Annotated in this window: 20 protein-coding genes; 14 read left to right on the forward strand and 6 right to left on the reverse strand. The window is 62.4% G+C overall.

Annotated features, from left to right (window positions below):
* Nucleotides 1–9: 9 nt before the first annotated feature.
* The 3 genes from AC07OO_RS21650 to AC07OO_RS21660 are packed head-to-tail and all read right to left on the reverse strand — an operon-like array spanning nucleotide 10 to nucleotide 2,690.
* Nucleotides 10–1,113 (reverse strand): nitroreductase family protein, encoded by a 1,104-nt coding sequence (locus AC07OO_RS21650; protein WP_495084221.1) that lies wholly within the window; start codon nucleotides 1,111–1,113, stop codon nucleotides 10–12.
* Nucleotides 1,077–1,943, reverse strand: coding sequence for a ThiF family adenylyltransferase (locus tag AC07OO_RS21655; protein WP_495084222.1), 867 nt, complete (start codon nucleotides 1,941–1,943; stop codon nucleotides 1,077–1,079). Before AC07OO_RS21655 ends, AC07OO_RS21650 begins: the two co-directional genes overlap by 37 nt.
* Before the next feature lie 3 nt (nucleotides 1,944–1,946).
* Nucleotides 1,947–2,690, reverse strand: a complete 744-nt coding sequence (locus tag AC07OO_RS21660; protein ID WP_495084223.1) for an N-acyl amino acid synthase FeeM domain-containing protein — start codon at nucleotides 2,688–2,690, stop codon at nucleotides 1,947–1,949.
* A 173-nt stretch (nucleotides 2,691–2,863) separates the two neighbouring features.
* Between AC07OO_RS21660 and AC07OO_RS21665 the strand changes: the two genes are divergently transcribed.
* Entirely contained in the window at nucleotides 2,864–4,243 is a 1,380-nt protein-coding gene (locus tag AC07OO_RS21665; protein WP_495084224.1) for a sensor histidine kinase, read from the forward strand.
* A 20-nt stretch (nucleotides 4,244–4,263) separates the two neighbouring features.
* Nucleotides 4,264–4,914, forward strand: coding sequence for a response regulator (locus AC07OO_RS21670; protein WP_495084225.1), 651 nt, complete (start codon nucleotides 4,264–4,266; stop codon nucleotides 4,912–4,914).
* A 121-nt stretch (nucleotides 4,915–5,035) separates the two neighbouring features.
* Here AC07OO_RS21670 and AC07OO_RS21675 read toward each other — a convergent pair whose 3' ends face one another.
* The gene (locus AC07OO_RS21675) at nucleotides 5,036–5,260 is read right to left on the reverse strand and encodes a hypothetical protein (RefSeq protein WP_495084226.1); all 225 of its coding nucleotides are present in this window, start codon (nucleotides 5,258–5,260) and stop codon (nucleotides 5,036–5,038) included.
* 310 nt (nucleotides 5,261–5,570) lie between these two features.
* On the reverse strand, nucleotides 5,571–5,963 hold the full coding sequence (locus AC07OO_RS21680; RefSeq protein ID WP_495084227.1) for a SirB2 family protein: 393 nt from the start codon (nucleotides 5,961–5,963) through the stop codon (nucleotides 5,571–5,573).
* Nucleotides 5,964–6,137: 174 nt separating this feature from the next.
* Here AC07OO_RS21680 and dusA point away from each other — a divergent pair, with 174 nt between their 5' ends.
* Together dusA and AC07OO_RS21690 are read left to right on the forward strand one after the other, a co-directional pair.
* Nucleotides 6,138–7,130: a tRNA dihydrouridine(20/20a) synthase DusA gene (gene dusA, locus AC07OO_RS21685; protein ID WP_495084228.1), complete on the forward strand. Its 993-nt coding sequence runs from the start codon at nucleotides 6,138–6,140 to the stop codon at nucleotides 7,128–7,130.
* Complete coding sequence (locus AC07OO_RS21690; RefSeq protein WP_495084229.1) at nucleotides 7,117–8,034, forward strand: DMT family transporter; 918 nt, start codon at nucleotides 7,117–7,119, stop codon at nucleotides 8,032–8,034. The genes dusA and AC07OO_RS21690 overlap by 14 nt, the downstream gene beginning before the upstream one ends.
* A 118-nt stretch (nucleotides 8,035–8,152) precedes the next feature.
* On the opposite strand, the gene AC07OO_RS21695 is transcribed toward AC07OO_RS21690, so the two are convergent.
* Nucleotides 8,153–8,824 (reverse strand): GntR family transcriptional regulator, encoded by a 672-nt coding sequence (locus AC07OO_RS21695; RefSeq protein ID WP_495084230.1) that lies wholly within the window; start codon nucleotides 8,822–8,824, stop codon nucleotides 8,153–8,155.
* A 153-nt stretch (nucleotides 8,825–8,977) separates the two neighbouring features.
* On the opposite strand from AC07OO_RS21695, the gene scpA reads away from it, so the two are divergent.
* From scpA to AC07OO_RS21745, 10 genes are all read left to right on the forward strand, one after another.
* Nucleotides 8,978–11,155, forward strand: a complete 2,178-nt coding sequence (gene scpA, locus AC07OO_RS21700; protein ID WP_495084231.1) for a methylmalonyl-CoA mutase — start codon at nucleotides 8,978–8,980, stop codon at nucleotides 11,153–11,155.
* A 35-nt stretch (nucleotides 11,156–11,190) separates the two neighbouring features.
* The gene (gene meaB / locus AC07OO_RS21705; protein WP_495084232.1) at nucleotides 11,191–12,240 is read left to right on the forward strand and encodes a methylmalonyl Co-A mutase-associated GTPase MeaB; all 1,050 of its coding nucleotides are present in this window, start codon (nucleotides 11,191–11,193) and stop codon (nucleotides 12,238–12,240) included.
* 69 nt (nucleotides 12,241–12,309) lie between these two features.
* Nucleotides 12,310–13,842 carry an acyl-CoA carboxylase subunit beta gene (locus tag AC07OO_RS21710; RefSeq protein WP_495084233.1) on the forward strand — a complete coding sequence of 511 codons (1,533 nt, stop codon included), beginning with the start codon at nucleotides 12,310–12,312 and terminating at the stop codon, nucleotides 13,840–13,842.
* A gap of 135 nt (nucleotides 13,843–13,977) precedes the next feature.
* Nucleotides 13,978–14,268: a helix-hairpin-helix domain-containing protein gene (locus tag AC07OO_RS21715; protein ID WP_495084234.1), complete on the forward strand. Its 291-nt coding sequence runs from the start codon at nucleotides 13,978–13,980 to the stop codon at nucleotides 14,266–14,268.
* An 11-nt stretch (nucleotides 14,269–14,279) separates the two neighbouring features.
* Entirely contained in the window at nucleotides 14,280–16,328 is a 2,049-nt protein-coding gene (locus AC07OO_RS21720; RefSeq protein ID WP_495084235.1) for an acetyl-CoA carboxylase biotin carboxylase subunit, read from the forward strand.
* A gap of 87 nt (nucleotides 16,329–16,415) precedes the next feature.
* Complete coding sequence (locus AC07OO_RS21725; RefSeq protein ID WP_495084236.1) at nucleotides 16,416–16,904, forward strand: VOC family protein; 489 nt, start codon at nucleotides 16,416–16,418, stop codon at nucleotides 16,902–16,904.
* 18 nt (nucleotides 16,905–16,922) lie between these two features.
* Nucleotides 16,923–18,422, forward strand: a complete 1,500-nt coding sequence (locus AC07OO_RS21730; RefSeq protein WP_495084237.1) for a cyclic nucleotide-binding domain-containing protein — start codon at nucleotides 16,923–16,925, stop codon at nucleotides 18,420–18,422.
* A gap of 137 nt (nucleotides 18,423–18,559) precedes the next feature.
* A complete protein-coding gene (locus tag AC07OO_RS21735; RefSeq protein WP_495084238.1) occupies nucleotides 18,560–20,383 on the forward strand; it encodes an FAD-dependent oxidoreductase in 1,824 nt (607 codons plus the stop codon).
* Entirely contained in the window at nucleotides 20,380–22,218 is a 1,839-nt protein-coding gene (locus AC07OO_RS21740; RefSeq protein WP_495084239.1) for a 2-oxoacid:acceptor oxidoreductase subunit alpha, read from the forward strand. The genes AC07OO_RS21735 and AC07OO_RS21740 overlap by 4 nt, the downstream gene beginning before the upstream one ends.
* Nucleotides 22,215–23,270 carry a 2-oxoacid:ferredoxin oxidoreductase subunit beta gene (locus AC07OO_RS21745; RefSeq protein WP_495084240.1) on the forward strand — a complete coding sequence of 352 codons (1,056 nt, stop codon included), beginning with the start codon at nucleotides 22,215–22,217 and terminating at the stop codon, nucleotides 23,268–23,270. Before AC07OO_RS21740 ends, AC07OO_RS21745 begins: the two co-directional genes overlap by 4 nt.
* Nucleotides 23,271–23,284: the final 14 nt, after the last annotated feature.

A 23,284-nucleotide genomic window follows, 5' to 3' on the forward strand; every position in this document is an offset into this window, starting at 1 on the left:
GCACTTCCGTTAGGAGATCAGAAGGGAATGCAGTGGCCGCCGCGTAGACCGCGCAACGGCGGCTGGTCCGGAGCCTATGCGCGCCATGAAGACGGCCCCGCGGCTGGCTTCCTCGCCGAGCAGGGTGCAAAGCTTTTCGTCCAGCACGTGTGCACGCGCCACCTGGTCTGCGTCGGCCGAAAACTGCACGCCGTTGCGGGCATAGCGGGCAAATATCAGCGGCGTCATCTCGGGCTGCAACTGCAAACCCAACTGGGTGGCGGTTAGCCAGAAGCGTTGCATCGCCCGCCCAGCGGCGAGGTAGTCGTCCAGGGTCTGGGCAGGGCGCCGGGCGACCAGTGCGCAGTGGGCGGCGCATGCAAGGCTGGGCACGAAATCCATCTGGATGCGCGGTGCCCAGGTTCCCGCCAGAAAGCGGTTGAAGAACACCACACGCTGCCAGCTGCGCATCACCCAGCGCATCAGCAGCAAAGTGAGCCGGTCGGCGCCCAGGGCCTGGTCGGGAATGCGGTCATCGCTGAAGCGGGCGTTCCATTGGATGATGTCGCGGTGCACGGGGTAGGCCTCGGGCAAGGTTAGCCTGAGTTTGGCATTGGCGAACATCAGCAAGGCTGCTTGTAGTTTGCGCCCAAAGCCTTCCAGCCACACGATGCGGTAGTCAGCCCCTACCGCGGCTTCCAGTGCCGCCTTTTCGGCAGGTGTCAGCGGACGCGTGCCCATGGGGCGGCGCTGCACGCAACGGCTGGTGATGTGGGCGCCCAGCGGGTCGGTGTCTTGCGTCGTATCGGGAACCAGTGTGATATCGAAGACCGGCGCTGTCTCCGGGCAGTCCGGGCGGGGTGTGCACGTTGCGCGCAGACCATGCCCGCTGGCCGCGATGCGGATGTTCTCCAGCAGCGCGCCCAGCGACATTTGGCTGGGGCGGCCGTCCAGGTCATAGACGCAGTGGTCGCGTGTATCGAAGCCGTGGACTTCCACCTGGTGGGTGCCGGTGATCTTGAAGCGCCAGGGCTGGGTGTTGTCTCCGCTGGGGGCCCAGCGGGCCCGGTCCAGGATCTGCTCGATGGTGGTGAGGGTCAGGGCCGTATCCCCAGGCGCTGCTTCAATACCCACAGGGTGAGGCGCTGCAGAGGGTTCTTGTAGCCACCCGGGCGCCAGGTGCGCACCAGCTTGTTGCGGTAGGCATCGAACTGCATGCCATGCGGAGCCGCCAATACGGGGCCACGCCGCAGCAGTATCTTGAGTGCCTCTGTAGCGGCCAAGCCCGCGCACAACTGGCACCCCATGATGGTGGACGGGCCGCGCCGTTCTTTCAGGTTGACGGCGGACGGGTCGGCCAGGTAGGTGCCATGCAGGCCCCTGGGGGCCAGGCCCAACAGGAAGCGCAGCGCCTTCTCTTCGTCCGGCAGGTTGCCCCAGCCAAAGTAGTCTTCAAAGCTCATCTGGCCGGGTAAAAAATTCAGCACCGCGCTGCCCATGCCCAGCGGGGCTGCGGTGATGGCGGGGATGCCGCGCTGGTGGCACGCGGCAAAGGTCTGCTGGCGTGCCGCAAAAGCAAAGAAGTCCAGGCTGTCTACGTACAGGTCCACGCCATCCAGAAACGCCTGCAGGTTCTCCGGGGTCACCCCTTGGGGAAAGACGCGGATGTCCAGATCGGGGTTGATGTCCCGGGCCATGTTGGTGAGCACATCGACTTTGGGTTGACCCAGCGTGGACACCATGGCGCCGGCCTGCCGGTTGAAATTGGCCACATCAAACTGGTCAAAGTCTGCCAGATGAAAGGCGCCAACACCCAGCCGCGCCAGGGTCAGCAGGTGCACGCCGCCCACGCCGCCCATGCCGGCAATGGCAATGCGCTTGCCACGCAGGGTCTGTTGCTCCGCCTGCGTGACCCAGCCGATGTTGCGGGAAAAAGCCTCTGAATACTCAAACGCTTGCACCATCAATCAGGCCCGTCCACTGGCCAGGCGCTTGGCAATGCCGGTTTCGTCCTGCGGAGAGAAGAAGTAGGGGTAAAAGGACTTCTCCGAGCCCCCACGCTCCATATGCCCACCAAAGCGGCGGATTTTTTCCTCCATGTACTGGCACTCCAATTGCAGTAGCACGGCAGGCGCGTTGACACGGGAGCAGGTGCGTTCGCCCGCCAGCGTGCGAAAGCCCAGCATCTTGCGGTAGAACAATACGTGCCGAGGGTTGACCTCAATCACCATGTCGGTGGCGCCATGCAGCCGGTGGCCGCAAATGTAGGCAATATGCATCATGGATGCAAACACCCGCTTGGGAACATCGCCCCCAATAGCCAATCGGGATGGCTCCACCAGCTTGGCCCCGCCTGCGCGCAGGCCATCCAGTTCGGCACAGAAGTTTTGGTCCGCTGGCAGGCCCACCTGGCTGTCAAAGCACAGCGTGATGGTGGCGACGGTGTCGCCCCCGCAATCGGCTGCCACCGTGACCATGGTTGGCCCCTCACCCGGCGCACCCTCCACGGAGTAGCCGCGCCAGGCGTAGCGCTCCTGTACCAGCAGGTTGGCGGCCTTGCGCCGGCCCTGCGAACTCACCATGCGAAACTTGTACTTCTGCTCGCTGGAAATCTGCCCGGTCGCCTCAACCAGTGCGGGCGGGTGTGCGCATAACTCCCGCAGCGGGAAGTTTGGCTCATAGGAGAAAATCGTGTCTTCAGTCAGTTCCATCGCGCGGCCCAATCGACGTGTTCTTGGCAGTGTGTGCTGCCCGGTATAAGAACTGTAGGCCGCAGGCCCGCTGCTGAAAATCACCTAAGACAAGGTAATTGCATCACTCGAAAAGTGATGGCAATCCGCCCGGTTCTCGGTCACCATAGTCGGTTCTCTTAGATTGCCACCGCATGCCGCCCATTGACTCCCGCTCCATCCTGCTGCTGGCGGACTTTGCAGCCATCTTTTGCCTGCTGATCCTTATCATCCTGCGCCACAGCTTTCCCAAGACCATTCGGGGTCTGGCGCAATGGTCCTGGGCCTGCGGGGTGACGGTCATCGCGACCACGCTGTTGTCCGCGCGAGACTTCATCCCTCGATTTCTGTCCGTGGTGCTGGGCAATGCACTGGTTGCCGTGTTCATCCTGCTGATGTATGACAGCCTCAGGCGCTTCAATGGACGAGCCACCAGTATTCGAAGCATGGCTCTGGTGGTGCTCGTCGTGGCGTCACTGTGGTCCTGGGTGGCGTTCAGCCCCAACTACCCGCGATGGGGGATTTTGCTGGGCAGCTTCGCCAATATGTGTTTGTTTGGCGCCTGTGCCATGGCCACAGCCCAGATTGCGCAGCAGTCCGTTGCCAAGCGCTTTACCTTTGCGGCTTTTGGTCTGGCCACGGGGGTGCTTGGCTTGCGCTTTGTCACGGTGCTGGCCTATATCGACACACCAACCCACTTGTATGACGTTTCGTTGATGCAAAAGGTCTATCTGGCGGCGTATCCATTGACCTTTCTGGCGACGACCTTTGGTTTCATGCTGCTGGCCAACGAAAAGTTGCGCAGCATTTTGCTGGACAACAACCGGGTGCTGGAGGAGGCGGTCGTCAAGCGCACGGCCGACTTGCAACTGGAAATCCGGCGCGCCAAAGAGCTGGAGCGCATCAACGAAAGCATTGCAGAGAACGAGCGCCGCCGCATTGGGAGGGAGCTGCACGACGACCTGGGCCAGAAAATGACCGGCATCAGCTTGTCCGCCGAAGCCCTGGCCCTAGCCTTGCACGATGTGGCGCCCAGCCTGTCGGTGCAGGCCGATGGCATCGAGCGCGCCGCCAGTGCTGCCATTGCCAAAGTGCGGGACATCTCGCATGGTCTGATGCCGGTGGAGTCGGGCGCGCAGGGTCTCAGCGATGCGCTGGCGGAGTTGGCCGCCAGTGTGTCCACGCTGTCGAGCGTGGCCTGCAGCTTTGACTACCATGACCCGGTGGATGTGGAGGACGAGAGCGTGGCGACGAACCTTTTCCGTATCTCGCAAGAGTCCCTCAGCAACGCGATACGCCATGCGCGGGCCACGCAGGTGCTGCTGCAGCTGGACTATGTGGATGGCAAGGTTTCACTCAGCATTGCCGACAATGGCATTGGCTTTGATGCCACCGAATTTGCTGCCAAACACATCGGCCATGAGCGTGGTGCAGGCCTCAGTATCATGCGCTACCGTGCTTCGGTCATCCACTACACGCTGGCAATTGAATCCCGTTTAGGGCAGGGTACAACTGTCCGCGTTACCGAGTGCTGAGTTCAACCATGCCGACTGATATGGACATTTTGCTGATTGACGACCATCCCATCGTGCGGCTTGGTTTTGTTGCCTTGCTGAGCCGGCTCTCCCAGCCCATTCGCGTGCACGAGGCGGGGAACGCCACCGAAGCTGTTGCTGCGGCAACCGAACACCAACCCACGGTGGCACTGCTGGATTTGTCATTGGCTGGCATGCTGGGCTTGGATTTGATTGGGCAGTTGCACGCCGTGGCGCCCAGCATGGCGGTACTGGTGGTCTCCATGCACGATGAACGCATCTACGCCGAGCGGGCAGTGCGCGCCGGTGCGCTGGGCTATGTGATGAAGCAGACGGCGGCAAAATCCATCATCCAGGCCATACAGACGGTTTGCGAGGGACGTATCTGGCTGTCGGAAGAGCTGCGCAACGGCATGGTCAAGCGCCTGCTGGACAAGCCGGATTCGGGGGATTTGACGCGCCTGAATACGCTGTCCAACCGCGAGCTGGAGGTCTTCAGAATGGTAGGCCTGGGTTTGAAGAAGGCCGAGATGGCCACGCGCCTGAACCTGTCACCCAACACCATAGAAACCTACCGCCTGCACATCAAGCAGAAGCTGGGTTTGTCGTCCAGCGCCGAATTGCACCGCACGGCTTTTCTGCACTTTCAAAACGAGAACTCGTACCGGTAGGAAGCCGCAAGCAGGCGCAGGCCAAAGCCTTGCCTTGGCCCCTTGCGGTGGTTGAACAACGATGAGAGAAACAGGAGGCCCCACCGTGACGGAGCCTCCCGCTGCGGCTTAGCGAAGACGGCTAGCTGTTCTTGTGGCCTTGTTGTCCGGATTTCCCATGTTGATCCTGGGAGCTACCACGTGTGCTGCCGGGCGCATGGCCGCTGCCGGAGGAGCTTTGGTCTTGCTGGCTTTCCTTGCGTGTGGAAGAGCGTCCTCCGTCCTTGTGGGATGCGTCGTCGCGTCCGCCTTGCTGCTGTTGTTTGTCGCCGGATTGGGAACCAAAGGGGTTGCTGCTCTTGGTCATGTAAATTCTCCATAAGTTGAAAAGAAGGGCCGCTTCGTGAAGCGACAGGAATTGCGGCCTGGCGTGTGCCGGACCGCAATGGGGGCGCAGTCGCCGTCGGACTGCCAAATACTGCGGGGGAGGGGCGTCGTCGTACAGATCGCCGCAGAGCGAGCTGCTGCTGAAACGGGGGTGGCTGCGTCTATGAGCCACCACGCCAACGCGTTACACCGGAATGACCTCAGTTGAACCATTGAGGCGGACTCTAGGCAAACGCCCGCCGCATCACTGTGCGCGAACGCACAGTGGCCCCAAACGGATCAACAGCGTTTCAGATCAGCCAGGTAAGAAAGCCGGCGGGTGTCTTGAGGATGGCGACCGAGGCGATGTAGCCAAAGGTCGTGAGAGCACCCAGCCAGGCAACTGCTCGCACCCGCCACGCAAGGCCAGCGCGCAGCGCGACCATGCCCAGGACGATATACACCAGCAGGGCGACGAGTTTTGCCAGCAGCCATGGCGTAGTGGCGGGGTTGGCTTGCAATTGCCAAGCCAGCGCGACCGCCGACAACAGCAACACGGAGTCGACGAGATGGGGCAATGTCTTGGCCAGGCGGTTGCGCACCCAGGCCGCGCCCGCCAGGCTTGCCATGCCACGCGCGGCAAAGCCGGCAAATGACAGGGCTACGGCGGCTTGGTGGATGGATTTGAGGGTGGGGTAGTCCATGGGCGGGGGTGTTGTGCTGCCCGGTCGGAATCGCAGGCCGCCACTGTGCTGCAAGTGCCCAACATGGTAGTTGCAACTGGCGGCTGGTGTCGTTGATGTAGATCACAAAGGCGCACCATTCATGCAGCGGGCGGTGATCTGCGAAAATCGCCTAACTATTTGATTTCAAAGAAGATGTCTGAAGCTAACCCCTGGCGCATGTCCGTCGCCCCCATGTTGGACTGGACCGACAAGCATTGCCGCTATTTCCACCGCCTGCTGAGCAAGAACGCGCTGCTGTACACCGAGATGGTGACCACCGGTGCGCTGATCCATGGCGATGTGGCGCGGCACCTGCGCTTCAATGACCAAGAACACCCGGTAGCCCTGCAACTGGGCGGCAGCGAGCCGGCCGATCTGGCGCATTGCGCCAAGCTGGGTGAGGACTGGGGTTACGACGAGATCAACCTCAACTGCGGCTGCCCCAGCGAACGCGTGCAGCGCGGATCGTTTGGCGCCTGCCTGATGGCCGAGCCGCAGTTGGTGGCCGACTGTGTGAAGGCCATGGTGGATGTGGTGGATGTGCCGGTCACGGTCAAGCACCGTATCGGCATCGACAAGACTGAGAGCTATGACTTTGTGCGCGATTTTGTCGGCACGGTCAGCGAGGCGGGTTGCAAGGTCTTCATCGTGCATGCCCGCAATGCCTGGCTCAAGGGCTTGAGCCCCAAGGCCAACCGCGAGGTGCCGCCGCTGCGCTATGCGCTGGTGCACCAACTGAAAGAAGAGTTCCCGCACCTGACCATTGCCATCAATGGCGGTATTCTGGACAACCAGCAAGCCGCCGAACAACTGCAGCGCGTGGACGGCGTCATGATAGGACGCGAGGCCTACCACAACCCCTGGATCCTGAGCGAGTGGGACGCTGCCTTCTATGGCGCAGCGCCGTCCGAAGACTTGTTGACCCGTGAATGGGTGGAGCAGCAGATGGTGGACTACATGGCGCGCGAGGCCGCCGAGCACGGCACGCCGTGGAGCCATATCGCACGCCACATGCTGGGCCTGCGCCACGGCATGCCCGGCGCGCGGCTGTGGCGCCAGGTGTGGAGCGACCACCACCTGAAGACCACGCCGCCGCATGAGGTGATGGCGATAGCCCACAGGAACAACACCTTTGTCGCAGCCTGACGCGACTGCACACCATCACCAGCAGCGGCTGGAACGCCTGGCGCGTCTTGCCCTGTGGCTGGTGCCGGCGCTGTGGGCCGTCAACTACATCGTGGCTCGGCGCGCCCCCGGTGTCATTGAACCTTATGCACTGGCCCTGGGCCGCTGGGCGCTGGCGGGCATTTTGCTGGCCGTGGTGGCGCGCCAGGAGCTGTGGACCCAGCGCCGCGCCATTGCCACCGTCTGGTACCAGTATGTGGTGCTGGGCTTTTGCGGCATGCTGGTCTGCGGCGCCTGGGTCTATCTGGGCGCCAAGACGACGGCGGCGATGAATATTGCGCTGATTTACTCTGCCAGCCCCGTGCTGATTGCCTTGGGCGCCGTGCTCTTCCTCGGTGAGCGCTTTCGCTGGCTGCAGGCGTTGGGCGTGGCGGTGGCGCTGACCGGCGTGGTGCACGTCATCGTCAAGGGGCAGTGGGCGGCGCTGGGTACTGTGCAATGGGTGGCGGGCGACGCGTGGATCGTGGCGGCCATGATTTCCTGGGCGGCGTATGCGCTGCTGCAAAAGCTGTGGCCCAGCCCACTGGGATCGACTGCCCGGTTGGCGGCCATCTGCGCGGGCGGCGTGGCCGTGTTGCTGCCTTGTGCGGTGTGGGAGATGTTGCAGCCCGGTAGCCCGGCGTGGACTTGGACTGCCACCGGCCTGGTCGTGACAGCGGCGCTGGCGCCGGGGTTGGCGGCGTACTGGATCTACGGCTGGGCGCAAAAGATTCTGGGTGCCAGCCGCGTGGCGGTCACGCTGTACCTGGGGCCGCTCTACGCGGCGGTAGCTGCCTGGGGTGTGCTGGGTGAGCCACTGGGCTGGCACCACGTAGCGGGCGCGGCGCTGATCTTGCCGGGGGTTTACCTGGTGAGCAGGCGGTAGCTACATAATCTGTAGCGGTAGACCTATATTCCACGAGGGCTACAGGCGATTTTTCCTCTGAATCGCTATTGTGGGCTTGAAATAAACCCAAAACGGGTAAGTTCAGACCCCAAAAGCCTCACGCCGCAGCCTGCAGCCCGTTGGTGAAGTGCTCGCGCATGCGCTGCACGGTCGCCTCAGCATCGCGCGCCAGCAATGCCTGCAGAATCGCCCGGTGCTCGGCCAGCGATTCGCCAATGCGCCCGGTCTTTAGCAGCGAGTTGTGGCGGTTGAGCTTCATGACCTTGCGCAGGTCGGCCACCATCTGGTCGCGCCAGCGGTTGTTGGCGATCTCCAGCAGGCGCATGTGGAAGCGCTCGTTGACCGCAAAGAAGGCGTCCGTGTTGGCCGTGCCAGGCAGGGCTGCAGCTTCCAGTTCGGCGTGCAGGGCTTGCAGCTCGGCCAGTTCGGCATCGGTAGCCCGGGTGGCGACCACACCCGCGGCGTCGCTCTCCAGCAGGCTCAGCAGGTGGTACACGTCGGCCAGGTCGCTGGCGGATACCTCGGTCACATAGGCGCCGCGGCGCACCTTCATCGTCACCAGGCCCTCGGCGGCCAGCACCTTCAGCGCCTCGCGCAGGGGGGTGCGGCTGATGCCGTATTCCTCGGCAATGCGCAGCTCGTCGATCCAGCTACCGGGCTCCAGCTCGCGTTTGAAGATGCGCTGGCGCAGCAGTTCGGCCACCTCTACATACAGGGCTTTGGGCGAAAGCGAGGGGCTGGATGGGCTGGCAGAGGTTTGTGCTGGCATGGCGCGCGGTGTTGGAAAAGGGTGTTTTGTCAGCTGGATGGAATATTCTGAATCAATAATTATGAATAATGTAAACTAAAAGGCAAGCCAAAACTCGCCCAACCTAGACCGTTGTGCCGAAAACGATCACCATTGCGGCAACAGGACCACGATATGACTGACCAGAACAAGAACCCCGAATTCAAAGCCGCCACGCTGGAGGCCTGGGCCAAGTCCGCTGCCAAGTCCGCCCCCGGCGGCAATGTGGACGCCCTGAACTGGATCACGCCCGACGGCATCGCCGTCAAACCCCTGTACACCGCCGAAGACACCGCCAACCTGGCCCACACCAATACGTTGCCCGGTTTTGAGCCCTACCTGCGTGGCCCGCAGGCGACGATGTACGCGGTGCGCCCCTGGACGATTCGCCAATATGCAGGTTTTTCGACGGCCGAGGAGAGCAATGCCTTCTACAGAAAGGCACTGGCGGCAGGTGGTCAGGGCGTGAGCGTAGCTTTCGACCTGGCCACCCACCGTGGCTATGACTCCGACCACCCCCGTGTGACGGGCGATGTGGGCAAGGCCGGCGTGGCAATCGATTCGGTGGAGGACATGAAGATCCTGTTCGACCAGATCCCGCTGGACAAGGTCTCCGTCTCCATGACCATGAACGGCGCCGTGCTGCCGGTGCTGGCCGGCTACGTGGTGGCCGCCGAAGAGCAGGGCGTGGCGCAGGATCTGCTCAGCGGCACGATCCAGAACGACATCCTCAAAGAGTTCATGGTGCGCAACACCTACATCTACCCGCCGCAGCCGTCCATGCGCATCATCGGCGACATCATCGAGTACACGGCGCAGCACATGCCCAAGTTCAACTCGATCTCCATCAGCGGCTACCACATGCAAGAGGCCGGCGCCAACCAGGCGCTGGAACTGGCCTTTACGCTGGCGGACGGCAAGGAGTATGTGAAGACTGCTATCGCCAAGGGCATGGATGTGGACGCCTTTGCCGGGCGCCTGTCGTTCTTCTGGGCCATTGGCATGAACTTCTACCTGGAGGTAGCCAAGATGCGCGCCGCGCGCCTGCTGTGGTGCCGCATCATGAAGGGCTTTGACGCCAAGAACCCCAAATCGCTGATGCTGCGCACCCATTGCCAGACCAGCGGCTGGTCGCTCACCGAGCAGGACCCGTACAACAACGTGGTGCGCACCACCATCGAGGCCATGGCCGCAGTGTTTGGCGGAACGCAGTCGCTGCACACCAATTCGTTTGACGAGGCCATCGCGCTACCCACCGAGTTCAGCGCCCGCATCGCCCGCAACACCCAGCTCATCATCCAGGAAGAGACCCACATCACCAACGTGATCGACCCCTGGGCTGGCAGCTACATGATGGAAAAGCTGACGCAGGATATGGCGGACGCCGCCTGGGCCATCATCGAAGAGGTGGAAGCCATGGGCGGCATGACCAAGGCCGTGGACAGCGGCTGGGCCAAGCTGAAGATCGAAGCCGCGGCGGCTGATAAGCAGGCCCGTATCGACAGCGGACAGGACGTCATCGTTGGCGTCAACAAGTACAAGTTGAAGACCGAAGACACCATCGAAGCGCGTGACATCGACAACGTGGCGGTGCGCGATTCGCAGATCGCCCGGCTCAAGAGCATCAAGCAAAAACGCGATGTGGCCCTCGTGGATGCTGCGTTGGCTGCTATCACTTCTGCAGCAGAGAGTGGCACAGGCAATCTGCTGGACCTGTCCATCAAGGCGATCCGCCTGCGCGCCACGGTGGGCGAGGTCAGCGACGCCATGGAAAAAGCCTTTGGCCGCCACCGCGCCGACACCAACAAGGTCAGCGGCGTGTATGCCGCCGCCTACGACTCCGCCACGGGCGACACGATGGAATACTGGGAACAGCTCAAGAAGGACATCGCCGCCTTCGCCGAAGCCCAGGGCCGCCGCCCCCGCGTGATGATAGGCAAGCTGGGCCAGGACGGCCACGACCGCGGCGCCAAGGTGGTGGCTACCGCCTTTGCTGATCTGGGTTTTGACGTGGACATGGGGCCGCTGTTCCAGACCCCCGAAGAATGCGCCCGCCAGGCGATCGAGAACGACGTGCATGCCGTGGGCCTGTCCACGCTGGCGGCAGGGCACAAGACTCTGGTGCCCGCCATCGTGGCCGAGCTCAAGAAGCAGGGCGCGGACGACATCGTCGTGTTTGTCGGCGGCGTGATCCCGCGGCAGGACTATGACTTCTTGTACCAGTCTGGCGTCAAGGGCATCTACGGGCCTGGCACGCCGATCCCGGTCAGCGCACGGGATGTGCTGGACCAGATCACCAAGGCCATCGCCTGAAGGAAACCGGGGTCAGATCCCCATTCAGGACAACGATGCCAACGGCGACCAATAACGCGCAACGAAATGGGGCTCTGACCCCCGTTTCCGCCGCCACGATCACAGGCAGTGCAGGCCCGCAGCAACGCCGCGCCATCGCCAAGGCCATCACGCTGCTGGAGAGCACCCGCGCCGACCACCGCACGCAGGCCGATGCGCTGCTTACAGCGTTGTTGCCCCACACCGGCAAGTCGTTCCGCTTAGGGATAAGCGGTGTGCCCGGCGTGGGCAAGTCCACCTTCATCGAAGCTCTGGGCCTGTACCTGATAGCCAAGGGCCACCGCGTGGCGGTGCTGACCATCGACCCGTCCAGCACCGTGTCGGGCGGCTCTATCCTGGGTGACAAGACCCGCATGGAGCAGTTGTCGATGCGCGACGAGGCCTATATCCGACCCAGCCCCAGCAGCGGCACGCTGGGCGGCGTGGCCGAGAAGACGCGCGAGGCCATGCTGGTCTGCGAGGCCGCGGGCTACGACATTGTCATCGTCGAAACCGTGGGCGTGGGCCAGAGCGAGACGGCGGTGCAGGGCATGACGGACATGTTTGTGCTGATGCAGCTGCCCAACGCCGGCGACGACCTGCAGGCCATCAAAAAAGGCGTCATGGAGCTGGCGGACCTGGTGGTCATCAACAAGGCCGATCTGGACCCGGACGCCGCCACGCGCGCACGGGCACAGATCAGCTCGGGCCTGCGCCTGCTGGGCGCGCACGGCAGTCCGGACCACGATCCGCACATCAGGACCAATTGGCACCCCAAAGTGGTCCAGCTCAGCGCCTTGAAAGGCACAGGCGTCGATACCTTCTGGGAGTCGGTCACCGAATTCCAGACCCTGAACCAGGCCAATGGCAAGCTGGCCCAGCGCCGCCAAAACCAGGCCCTGGCCTGGATGTGGGAGCGTATCGACGCCGGGCTCAAGCAGGCCTTCCGCCAGAACCCCGCCGTGCAGGCCAGCCTGCCGGAGATGACACGCGCCGTGGCCGCAGGGCAACTGGCGGCCTCGACCGCTGCGCGAAACTTGCTTGCAGCCCTCGCCACTACTGCGTAGGCCACTACTGAATTTATAGCAACCTCAAACAACCCCTTTTCCCAGATCGAAAAAAGAAGGACACCATCCATGCACGACATCCTCGAACAGTTGGAAGCCAAACGCGAACTTGCCCGTCTGGGCGGTGGCCAAAAACGCATCGATGCCCAGCACAAGAAAGGCAAACTGACGGCCCGCGAGCGGCTGGAGCTGCTGCTGGACGAGGGCACGTTTGAAGAGTGGGACATGTTTGTCGAACACCGCTGTGTGGACTTTGGCATGCAGGACCAGAAAATTCCGGGCGACGGCGTGGTCACCGGCTACGGCATGATCAATGGCCGCCTGGTGTTTGTGTTCTCGCAAGACTTCACGGTGTTTGGCGGCGCGTTGTCTGAGGCCCATGCCGAGAAAATCTGCAAGGTCATGGACCAGGCGATGAAGGTGGGCGCACCGGTCATTGGCCTCAACGATTCGGGCGGCGCGCGCATCCAGGAAGGTGTGGCGTCATTGGGTGGCTATGCCGACGTGTTCCAGCGCAACGTGATGGCCAGCGGCGTGATTCCGCAGATCAGCCTCATCATGGGGCCCTCAGCCGGCGGTGCCGTGTATTCGCCCGCCATGACGGACTTCATCTTCATGGTCAAGGATTCGTCCTACATGTTCGTCACCGGCCCCGAAGTGGTCAAGACCGTGACGCATGAAGAGGTCACTGCCGAAGAGCTGGGCGGCGCCATCACCCATACCACCAAGAGCGGTGTGGCCGATCTGGCGTTTGAGAACGATGTGGAGGCGCTGTTGATGCTGCGCCGCCTGTACAACTATCTGCCTTTGAGTAACCGCGAGAAGGCGCCGGTGCGCAAGAGCGGTGACCCGATTGACCGCATGGAAAAAAGCCTGGACACGCTGGTGCCGGACAACCCCAACAAGGCCTATGACATGAAGGAGCTGATCGTCAAGACGGTCGACGATGGCGACTTTTTCGAGATCCAGCCCGAGTACGCCAAGAACATCATCATCGGTTTTGCGCGCATGGACGGGCAGACGATTGGCATTGTGGCCAATCAGCCGCTGGTGCTGGCGGGGTGTCTGGACATCAAGAGTTCGATCAAGGCCGCACGGTTTGTGCGCTTCTGCGACGCGTTCAACATCCCGGTCATTACCTTTGTGGATGTGCCCGGTTTCATGCCCGGCACCAGCCAAGAGTACGGGGGCATCATCAAGCACGGCGCCAAGCTGCTGTACGCGTATGCCGAGTGCACCGTGCCCAAGATCACGGTCATCACGCGCAAGGCTTACGGTGGCGCGTATGACGTGATGGCGTCCAAGCACCTGCGCGGCGACGTGAACCTGGCCTGGCCCAATGCCGAGATCGCGGTGATGGGCGCCAAGGGCGCGGTGGAGATCATTTTCCGCGAGGACAAGGGTGATCCAGCCAAGCTGGCGGCTAAAGAGGCGGAGTACAAGGCGCGGTTTGCGAACCCGTTTGTGGCGGGGGCGCGGGGCTTTATTGACGATGTGATCTTGCCTAGCGAGACCCGCAAGCGCATCTGCCGCTCGCTGGTGATGTTGAAAGACAAGAAGCTGGAGAACCCCTGGCGCAAGCATGGGAATATTCCACTTTAAGAATGCACTTCATGCGTTCCATCTTCCAGCGCGTGCGAGCGGCCTGCCCACGGACTTTGCTCCGTGTCCCCCGGCCTTCGGCCTCCTCCTTTACCTGCGCAAAGCCCGCAGGCAGACCGCTCTTGGAGGGCTGGTATGCCTAAGGCTGCGCATGCTTCTGAGGCGCGGGTGTTGACGGACATTCCGAATATTGGGAAGTCCATTGCTGGGGACTTGCGGGGGCTTGGCGTTTCTACACCTGCGGATGTTGCGGCCATGGACCCGATTGCGATGTATGACGCGCTGCGCACACCCATGGGGCAGCGCCACGATCCCTGTGTGCTCGATACCTTTCTGGCCGCCAAAGATTTCATGAATGGCGGCCCTGCTTTGCCGTGGTGGCATTTCACACCGATACGCAAAGCCAACAAATTGATTCCCGAATAGGAGACTTTCCCATGTTCACAAAAATTCTCATTGCCAACCGCGGCGAGATCGCCTGCCGTGTCATCGCCACCGCCCGCAAGATGGGCATCAAGACCGTGGCCGTGTACTCGGATGCGGACAAGGAGGCGCGCCATGTGGAGCTGGCCGACGAGGCCGTCAACATCGGCCCGGCGCCCAGCCGCGAGAGTTATTTGCTGGCCGACAAGATCATTGCCGCCTGCAAACAGACCGGCGCGCAAGCCGTGCACCCGGGCTACGGCTTCCTGAGCGAAAACGCCGAGTTCTCCAAGCGCGTGGAAGAAGAGGGCATTGTCTTCATCGGCCCCAAGCACTATTCGATTGGTGCCATGGGCGACAAGATTGAGTCCAAAAAATTGGCGGGCCAAGCCGGTGTGAACTGCATTCCCGGTGTCAATGACGCGATTGAAACCGCCGAGAAGGCGGTGGAGATTGCCAAGGGCATTGGTTATCCCGTCATGATTAAGGCATCGGCCGGTGGTGGTGGCAAGGGCTTGCGCGTGGCCTTCAATGACAAGGAGGCGTTTGAAGGCTTCACGTCTTGCCGCAACGAGGCGCGCAACAGCTTTGGTGATGACCGTGTGTTCATCGAAAAGTTTGTCGAAGAACCCCGCCATATCGAGATCCAGTTGATCGGTGATTCGCATGGCAATGTGCTGTACCTGAACGAGCGGGAGTGCTCCATCCAGCGCCGTCACCAGAAGGTGATTGAGGAGGCGCCATCGCCCTTCATCAGCGACGCCACGCGCAAGGCCATGGGGGAGCAGGCCGTGGCGCTGGCCAAGGCGGTCAAATACCAGAGCGCGGGCACGGTGGAGTTTGTGGTTGGTAAGGACCAGAGCTTCTATTTCCTGGAAATGAACACCCGTCTGCAGGTGGAGCACCCGGTTACTGAGTGCATCACCGGGCTGGACCTGGTGGAATTGATGATTCGCGTGGCGGCCGGTGAGAAGCTTCCGTTGACGCAGGCCGATGTCAAACGCAATGGCTGGGCGATTGAGTGCCGTATCAATGCCGAAGACCCGTTCCGCAACTTCCTGCCCAGCACCGGTCGCCTGGTGCGCTTTGCGCCACCCGCGCAGACCATGTGGCAGGGCAACACCGACGCGCTGATGGGTGTGCGGGTGGACACCGGCGTGCAGGACGGTGGCGAGATACCCATGTTTTATGACTCCATGATCGCCAAGCTGATCGTGCACGGCACGGACCGCAACGATGCAATTGCCAAGATGCGCGAGGCGCTGAACGGGTTTGTGATCCGCGGCATCAGCAGCAATATTCCGTTTCAGGCGGCTTTGCTGGCGCACCCCAAGTTTGTGGCGGGTGACTTCAACACCGGCTTTATTGCCGAGAACTATGGCAAGGGCTTTGCGGCGGAAGATGTGCCGCACCCCGATCCATCCTTCCTGGTCGCGCTGGCTGCCTTTGTGCGCCGCAAATCGCGCGAGCGTGCGGCCGGTATCAGCGGGCAGTTGCCAGGCTATGGTGTGAAGGTCGGCAAGGATTACGTAGTGGTCACGCTGGCGCAGGATGGCAAACACACCTACACGCCCGTGCATGTGGACGAGTTTGTTGGCGAGACCGGCTCGGCCCGTGTGCGGGTGGGTGCCAACGGCTATGACATCCGCAGCGGCTCGCGCATCAATGACATCGCCATCAACGGTACTGTCAATGGTGTGCCATTCACGGCCCAAGTGGAGCGCGGAACACCCAAGAACCCGCTGGCGCTGCGGCTCCAGCACAACGGCACGCGCATCGACGCACTGATCATCTCGCCGCGCATGGCCCAGTTGCATGCGCTGATGCCGCACAAGGCGGCGCCCGATATGAGCCGCTATGTGCTGTCGCCCATGCCCGGCCTGCTGGTGGACGTGGCGGTGGTGCCAGGGCAGAAGGTGCAGGCGGGCGAGCGCGTGGCCGTGATCGAAGCCATGAAGATGGAAAACGTGCTCTTTGCCGCTGCCGATGGCGTGGTGGGCAAGGTGCTGGCGGCCAAGGGTGAGTCGCTGACGGTGGACCAGCCGATTGTGGAGTTCGCATAAACGCGAAGGTGGGGTTCGCGTAAACGCGCAGTTCCATTTCGCAAAACTATGCGACAGTAAAGCTTGTCTAAAGGGGAGGTTCTAGACATGTTGCGTCCTTTTCATGTGCTGGGCATCCAGCAAATCGCCATTGGCGCCAGTGACAAAAAACGCCTGCACAAGCTGTGGGTGGACATGCTGGGCCTGGAGGTCACCGGCACCTACCGCAGTGAGTCCGAGAACGTGGACGAGGACATCTGTGCCATAGGCGCAGGTGCCTTCAAGGTCGAGGTCGACCTGATGCAGCCGCTGGACCCGGAGAAAAAGCCTGCGGTACAGAACACGCCGCTCAACCATGTGGGCCTGTGGATCGACGACCTGCCCACCGCCGTGGAGTGGCTCACGGCCCAGGGTGTGCGCTTTGCACCGGGCGGTATCCGCAAAGGGGCTTCCGGCTTTGATGTGTGCTTTTTGCACCCCAAGAGCAATGATGAATTCCCGATTGCCGGGGAGGGCGTTTTGATCGAGCTGGTGCAGGCACCGCCCGATGTGGTCAAGGCTTTTTCGCAAATGGCGCACCCTGGGCAGAGCCGGTAGAGCTTTAGTCTGCACACGATGAGCGTTTTGGAGATGGCGCTGGCCCGCCAGCAGGAGTTGTGGCTGGCGCTACTGGCGGTTGCCATCGTCTCTGCCGTATTCCGTGCAGTGCGCCCCGGTGAGTATCGGGCCGTGCGGGTGACCTGGGGCTTGTGGGGGCTGTCACTGTTGGCACTGCTCGCAGTCACAGGCCTGCGGGGCTACCCATTGCTGGCCAGCACAGCATTCGAATTGTCCCTGGTATTGGCCGGTTTGTCGGCCATCCATCTGCTGGCCACGATTGCCTTTCGCGCGGTACTGCCGCGCCTGGGGCTCAGCGTGCCCCGCATCGCCCATGACTTGACCTTTACCGGCCTCTCTCTGGCCTGGGGCCTGTTGTGCTTGCGCCTGTCGGGGGTGGACCCTACCCAACTTTTTGCCACTTCGGCCGTCATCACGGCCGTGCTGGCCTTCTCCATGCAGGACACCTTGGGCAATGTGCTGGGTGGCGTGACGCTGCAGTTGGACAACTCGCTACGGGTGGGCGACTGGGTCAAGGTGGACGATGTCAGCGGGCGTGTGACCGATGTGCACTGGCGCTTCACCGCTATCGAGACACGCAACCGCGAACTGGTCATATTGCCCAATAGCTGGTTGATGAAGAACCGCTTTACGGTGCTGCGGGCGGCAGAAGGCGCGCCGTTTGCGTGGCGCCGGGCGGTGCACTTCAATGTCGCGGCCGGGGCCAACCCGGAGACGGTGTTGCGCGCCCTGGAGCGCTCGGTGCTGGATGCGGAGGTGCCCTATGTGCTGACCGATCCGCCGCCCAGTGCCATCCTCAGTGAAGTGGATTCGGGGTATTGCCGCTATACGCTGCGCTACTGGTTGGGGCACCCGCAATTTGACGATCCCAGCGACTCCGCGGTGCGCGTGCATGCGCTGGCGGCATTGGCGCGTGCCGGTGTGCAATTGGGTGTGCCACAGGAAGAACGGCTCATCGTCAAGGAAAGTGATAGCTGGCGCGCCGCGGCGAGCCAGCGAGAGGCTGACAAACGGCTGGATGCCATTCGGCGCACCGAATTGTTTGCCCAATTGCCGGAGTCTGAACAGCAGATGCTGGCCGGGCATCTGGTGCACGCACCGTTTGCGGCAGGGGATGTGCTGACCCGCCAGGGCGCGGTTGCACATTGGCTCTACCTCATCATCCATGGCGAGGCGCGGGTGATGGTCGATGGTCCCAAGGGGCGGCTGGAGGTGGCGACCTTGCGCGACGGTGCCATTTTTGGCGAGATGGGTATGCTGACCGGCGAGGCCCGCAGCGCTTCGGTGGTGGCGGTTACGGCGGTAGATTGCTACCGCCTGGACAAGGCCGGCTTTGCCAAGGTCTTGGAGCAGCGCCCCGAGATTGCCACGGAAGTGACCGCCATCGTGCAGGCCCGCAATGCCCAGCGCAATACCATGCTGGCCAAGGCCGGTGGTCAGACCGCGGTGAGCAATGGTGATGACCTGCTGGGTCGCATCCGCCGGTTTTTTGCATAGCACGCCGTCACAAAAAAATACACACGCAACCGTCCACCCGAGGGCTTTCACTAAGCCGCAAGCCTGCCGGTCGCCGTAGACTGCACCAACCCTGTGCGACTGTCCTCCCAGGACATGCGTGGGGCAAGGAGGCAGATTTGCAACCCGTCAATATCTCCAACCCGGCGTACTTCCACAAAGTCGTCGATTGCCAATGGGCCTGCCCGGCCCACACCCCCGTTCCCGAATACATACGCCTGATCGGCCAGGGGCGCTACACCGATGCCTATATGGTCAATTGGGTGTCCAACGTGTTCCCCGGCATTCTGGGCCGCACCTGCGACCGGCCCTGCGAGCCCGCTTGCAGGCGGGGCCGGGTTGAAGAAAACAATGGCGACAAGCCCGAGCCGGTGGCCATCTGCCGGCTCAAGCGTGTGGCGGCCGACCACAAGGACGATAGCGTGCGTGCCCGCATGCCCACGGTGGCGCCGCGCAATGGCAAGCGCATCGCCTGTGTGGGGGCGGGCCCGGCCTCGCTGACCGTGGCGCGGGACCTGGCGCCGCTTGGCTACGAGGTCACGGTGTTTGACAGTGAGGCCAAGGCCGGCGGCTTCATCCGCTCGCAGATTCCACGGTTTCGCCTGCCCGAGTCGGTCATTGACGAAGAAACGGGCTACGTGCTGGACCTGGGCGTCAACTTCGTCAGCGGCCAGCGGGTCGATTCCATGAAAGGCCTGTTGGCGCAAGGCTATGACGCCGTGTTTGTGGGCTGTGGCGCACCGCGCGGCCGTGAGATCGACATCCCAGGCCGCAAGGAGGCGGCCAAACACATCCACATCGGCATCGACTGGCTGGCATCGGTTTCCTTCGGCCATGTCACCAGTGTGGCGCCACGCGTCATCGTGCTGGGTGGTGGCAACACCGCCATGGACTGCTGCCGCTCGGCCCGCCGCCTGGGCGGCACGGACGTGAAGGTCATCGTGCGCAGCGGCTTTGACGAAATGAAGGCCTCACCCTGGGAGAAAGAGGACGCCCAGCACGAGGGCATTCCCATCATCAACTACCACGTGCCCAAGAGCTTTGTGCATGACAACGGCAAGCTGACCGGCATGAGCTTCGAGGTGGTGCGTGCCGTCTACGACGACAAAGGCGCACGCAGCCTGGTACCCACTGGCGAGGCGGATGTGTTCTTCGCCTGCGACACGGTGCTGCTGGCCGTGGGGCAGGAGAACGCCTTCCCGTGGATTGAGCGGGATTGCGGCATAGACTTTGACCGCTGGGGCCTGCCGGTGCTGGGCAAGGACACCTTCCAGACCTCGCTGCCCAAGGTGTTCTTTGGTGGAGACGCGGCCTTTGGCCCCAAGAACATCATCAGCGCCGTGGCCCACGGGCACGAGGCGGCGGTGTCCATAGACCGTTTTCTGCACAACGAGGCCGTGGCGCAGCGCCCCGCGCCTATGACCAATCTGATGTCGCAGAAGATGGGCATCCACGAGTGGAGCTATGCCAATGACATCTCCAACGACAACCGCTTCAAAGTACCCTGGGCCGAGGCGCAGAAGGCCCTGGCCAATATCCGCGTGGAGGTGGAGCTGGGCTTTGACGCTGCCACTGCGTTCAAGGAGGCCAGCCGCTGCCTGAACTGCGATGTGCAGACGGTATTCAACCGCGACACCTGCATCGAATGCGACGCCTGCGTGGACATCTGCCCGATGGATTGCATCACGTTCACCACGAACGGCGAAGAGTCCGATCTACGGGGCCGTCTGCAGGCCCCTGCCAGCAATCTGACGCAGGATCTGTATGTGTCGCAGGAGCTCAAGACCGGCCACATCATGGTCAAGGACGAGGATGTGTGCCTGCACTGCGGCCTGTGTGCCGAGCGTTGCCCTACCGGGGCCTGGGATATGCAGAAGTTTTTGCTCAATACGACGCAGGCCGGGCCTGCCTGCAGAGACAAAAGCATGGGGGTACACGCATGACCAAGCGCATTGAAGCCATCAACGACTTCGTCATCAAGTTCGCCAATGTGAACGGATCCGGCTCGGCATCGGCCAACGAGCTGTTTGCCAAGGCCATTGTGCGCATGGGTGTGCCAGTGAGCCCGCGCAACATCTTCCCCAGCAACATCCAGGGCCTGCCCACCTGGTACGAGGCCCGTGTCTGCGAAAAGGGCTACTCCGGCCGGCGCGGCGGTGTGGACATGATGGTGGCCATGAACCCCCAGACCTGGGATGCCGATGTGGCCGAGATTGAGAGTGGTGGCTATCTGTTTTACGACAGCACCCGGCCTCTGCCGCCCGACAAATTCCGCGAAGACGTCAATACCATTGCTGTGCCATTGACCGAAATTGCCAACGCTGCCTATACCGACCCGCGGCAGCGCCAGTTGTTCAAGAACATCATCTACGTGGGCGCGCTGTCGGTGCTGCTGGACATGGATGCCAGCGTGTTCGAGACCCTGTTTGCCGAGCAGTACAAGGGCAAGGAGCGTTTGCTGGATTCCAATATCCGCGCACTGCATTTGGGGCGCGACTATGTCAAGCAGCACCTGGCACCGCTGGGCCTGCGCGTGCGCAAGTCTGACCAAGTGGGCGACCAGATACTGACCGACGGCAATACGGCTGCCGCTCTGGGCTGCCTCTATGGCGGTGCTACCGTGGCGGCCTGGTACCCGATCACGCCATCATCCTCGGTGCCCGAGGCCTTCCAGAAATACTGCGACAAGTTCCGTGTGGACCCGGCCACCGGGCAGCACTACTACGCCATCGTGCAGGCCGAAGACGAGCTGGCCTCCATCGGCATGGTGGTGGGGGCGGGTTGGAATGGGGCGCGGGCCTTTACCGCCACCTCGGGGCCTGGTGTGTCCCTGATGCAGGAGTTTATTGGCCTGGCCTATTTCGCCGAGATACCGGTCACCATCATCAATGTGCAGCGCGGCGGGCCATCCACCGGCATGCCCACCCGTACCCAACAGGCCGATCTGCTGGCCTGCGCCTATGCCTCGCATGGCGATACCAAGCATGTGCTGCTGTTCCCCGAAGACCCGCACGAATGCTTTGTGCATTGCGCGGCGGCGCTCGATCTGGCGGACCGCTTGCAAACGCCCATCTTTGTGATGACCGACCTGGATATCGGCATGAACCAGCGCCTGTCCAAGCCCTTTGTGTGGGACGACGCCAGGGCCTACGACCGCGGCAAGGTCATGACGGCGGCCGAGCTGGAGGCCGGCAAGGACTTTGGCCGTTACAAGGACGTGGATGGCGACGGCATTCCCTGGCGCACGCTGCCCGGCACCCACCCCAGCAAGGGCAGTTTCTTCACCCGTGGCACCACGCGCAACCCCTATGCCCAGTATTCCGAGCGCGGCCCGGACTACACCTACAACATGGAACGCCTGGTGCGCAAGTTCAAGACGGCAGCCGGCATGGTGCCCCAGCCGGTGGTGCGCAAGGCCCAGCAGAAAACCCCCTGGGGCGTGCTGTATTTCGGCTCCACCAGCCCTGCGCTACGCGAGGCGCTGGACGCGCTGGAGGAAGAAGGCATCCATGTGGATGCGATGCGGCTCTTGGCCTTTCCGTTTCCAGATGCTGTCAGTCGCTTTGTGGCCGAGCATGACAAGGTGTTTGTCGTGGAGCAGAATCGTGATGCGCAGATGCGCTCACTGTTGGTCAACGAACTGGACATCGACCCCGCGCGGCTGCTGCGGGTGCTGCACTATGACGGCACACCGATCACGGCGCGCTTCATTGCCCACGCCATCCGCATCCAGGTGCAGGCAACGGTCGCCACCGCACCGGTGAAGGAGATAGCATGACCTACATCGCCAAACCCAAGCTGCACCACCCCACGCTGACCAAGAACAAGGTGGGTTTCACGCGGCGCGACTACGAGGGCCGCATCAGCACACTGTGCGCCGGCTGTGGGCACGATTCCATTTCGGCTGCGCTGATACAGGCCTGCTGGGAGCTGGATATCGAGCCCCACCGCGTCGCCAAACTCTCGGGCATAGGCTGCAGCTCCAAGACGCCAGACTACTTTCTGGGAGCTTCCCACGGTTTCAACACCGTGCACGGCCGCATGCCCTCGGTGCTGACCGGTGCCAATCTGGCGAATCGCGAGTTGTTGTACCTGGGCATCTCAGGTGATGGGGATTCGGCGTCTATCGGCCTGGGGCAGTTTGCCAATGCGATGCGCCGTGGCGTCAATATGGCCTATATTGTCGAGAACAACGGCGTCTATGGCCTGACCAAGGGCCAGTTCTCCGCCACTGCCGACCGCGGTTCCAAGAGCAAGAAGGGCGTCGTCAACAGTGACAGCCCGGTAGACCTGGTGGCCTTGGCCCTGCAACTGGGCGCCACGTATGTGGCGCGCAGTTTCTCGGGTGACAAGGCGCAACTGGTGCCCCTGATCAAGGGCGCGATTGCCCACGGTGGCGCGGCCTTCATCGATGTCATCAGCCCCTGTGTGACCTTCAACAACCATGGCGGCAGCACCAAGAGCTATGACTACGTGCGTCAGCACAACGAGGCGGTGAGCCGTATCGACTTCATCACGCCGCGCAGCGAGATCACGACCGAATACGCCGCGGGCGATGTGGTGGAAGTACAGCAGCACGATGGCTCGCTCTTGCACCTGCGCAAGCTGCACCCCGATTACGACCCCACCGATCTCAATGCCGCTCAGCGCTATATGCAAGAGCACCAGGCGCGTGGCGAGGTCGTGACCGGGCTGTTGTATGTGGACCCCTTGGCCACCGATTTGCACATTGCGCTCAATACCTCGCACCGGCCTTTGCACGCGCTGGGGCCTGAGCATCTGTGTCCTGGTGCCAAGGCGCTGGAAAAAATCAATGCGTCCATGCGTTGACGCAAAGGGGGAAA

Source organism: Rhodoferax sp. GW821-FHT07G04 (assembly GCF_059418585.1).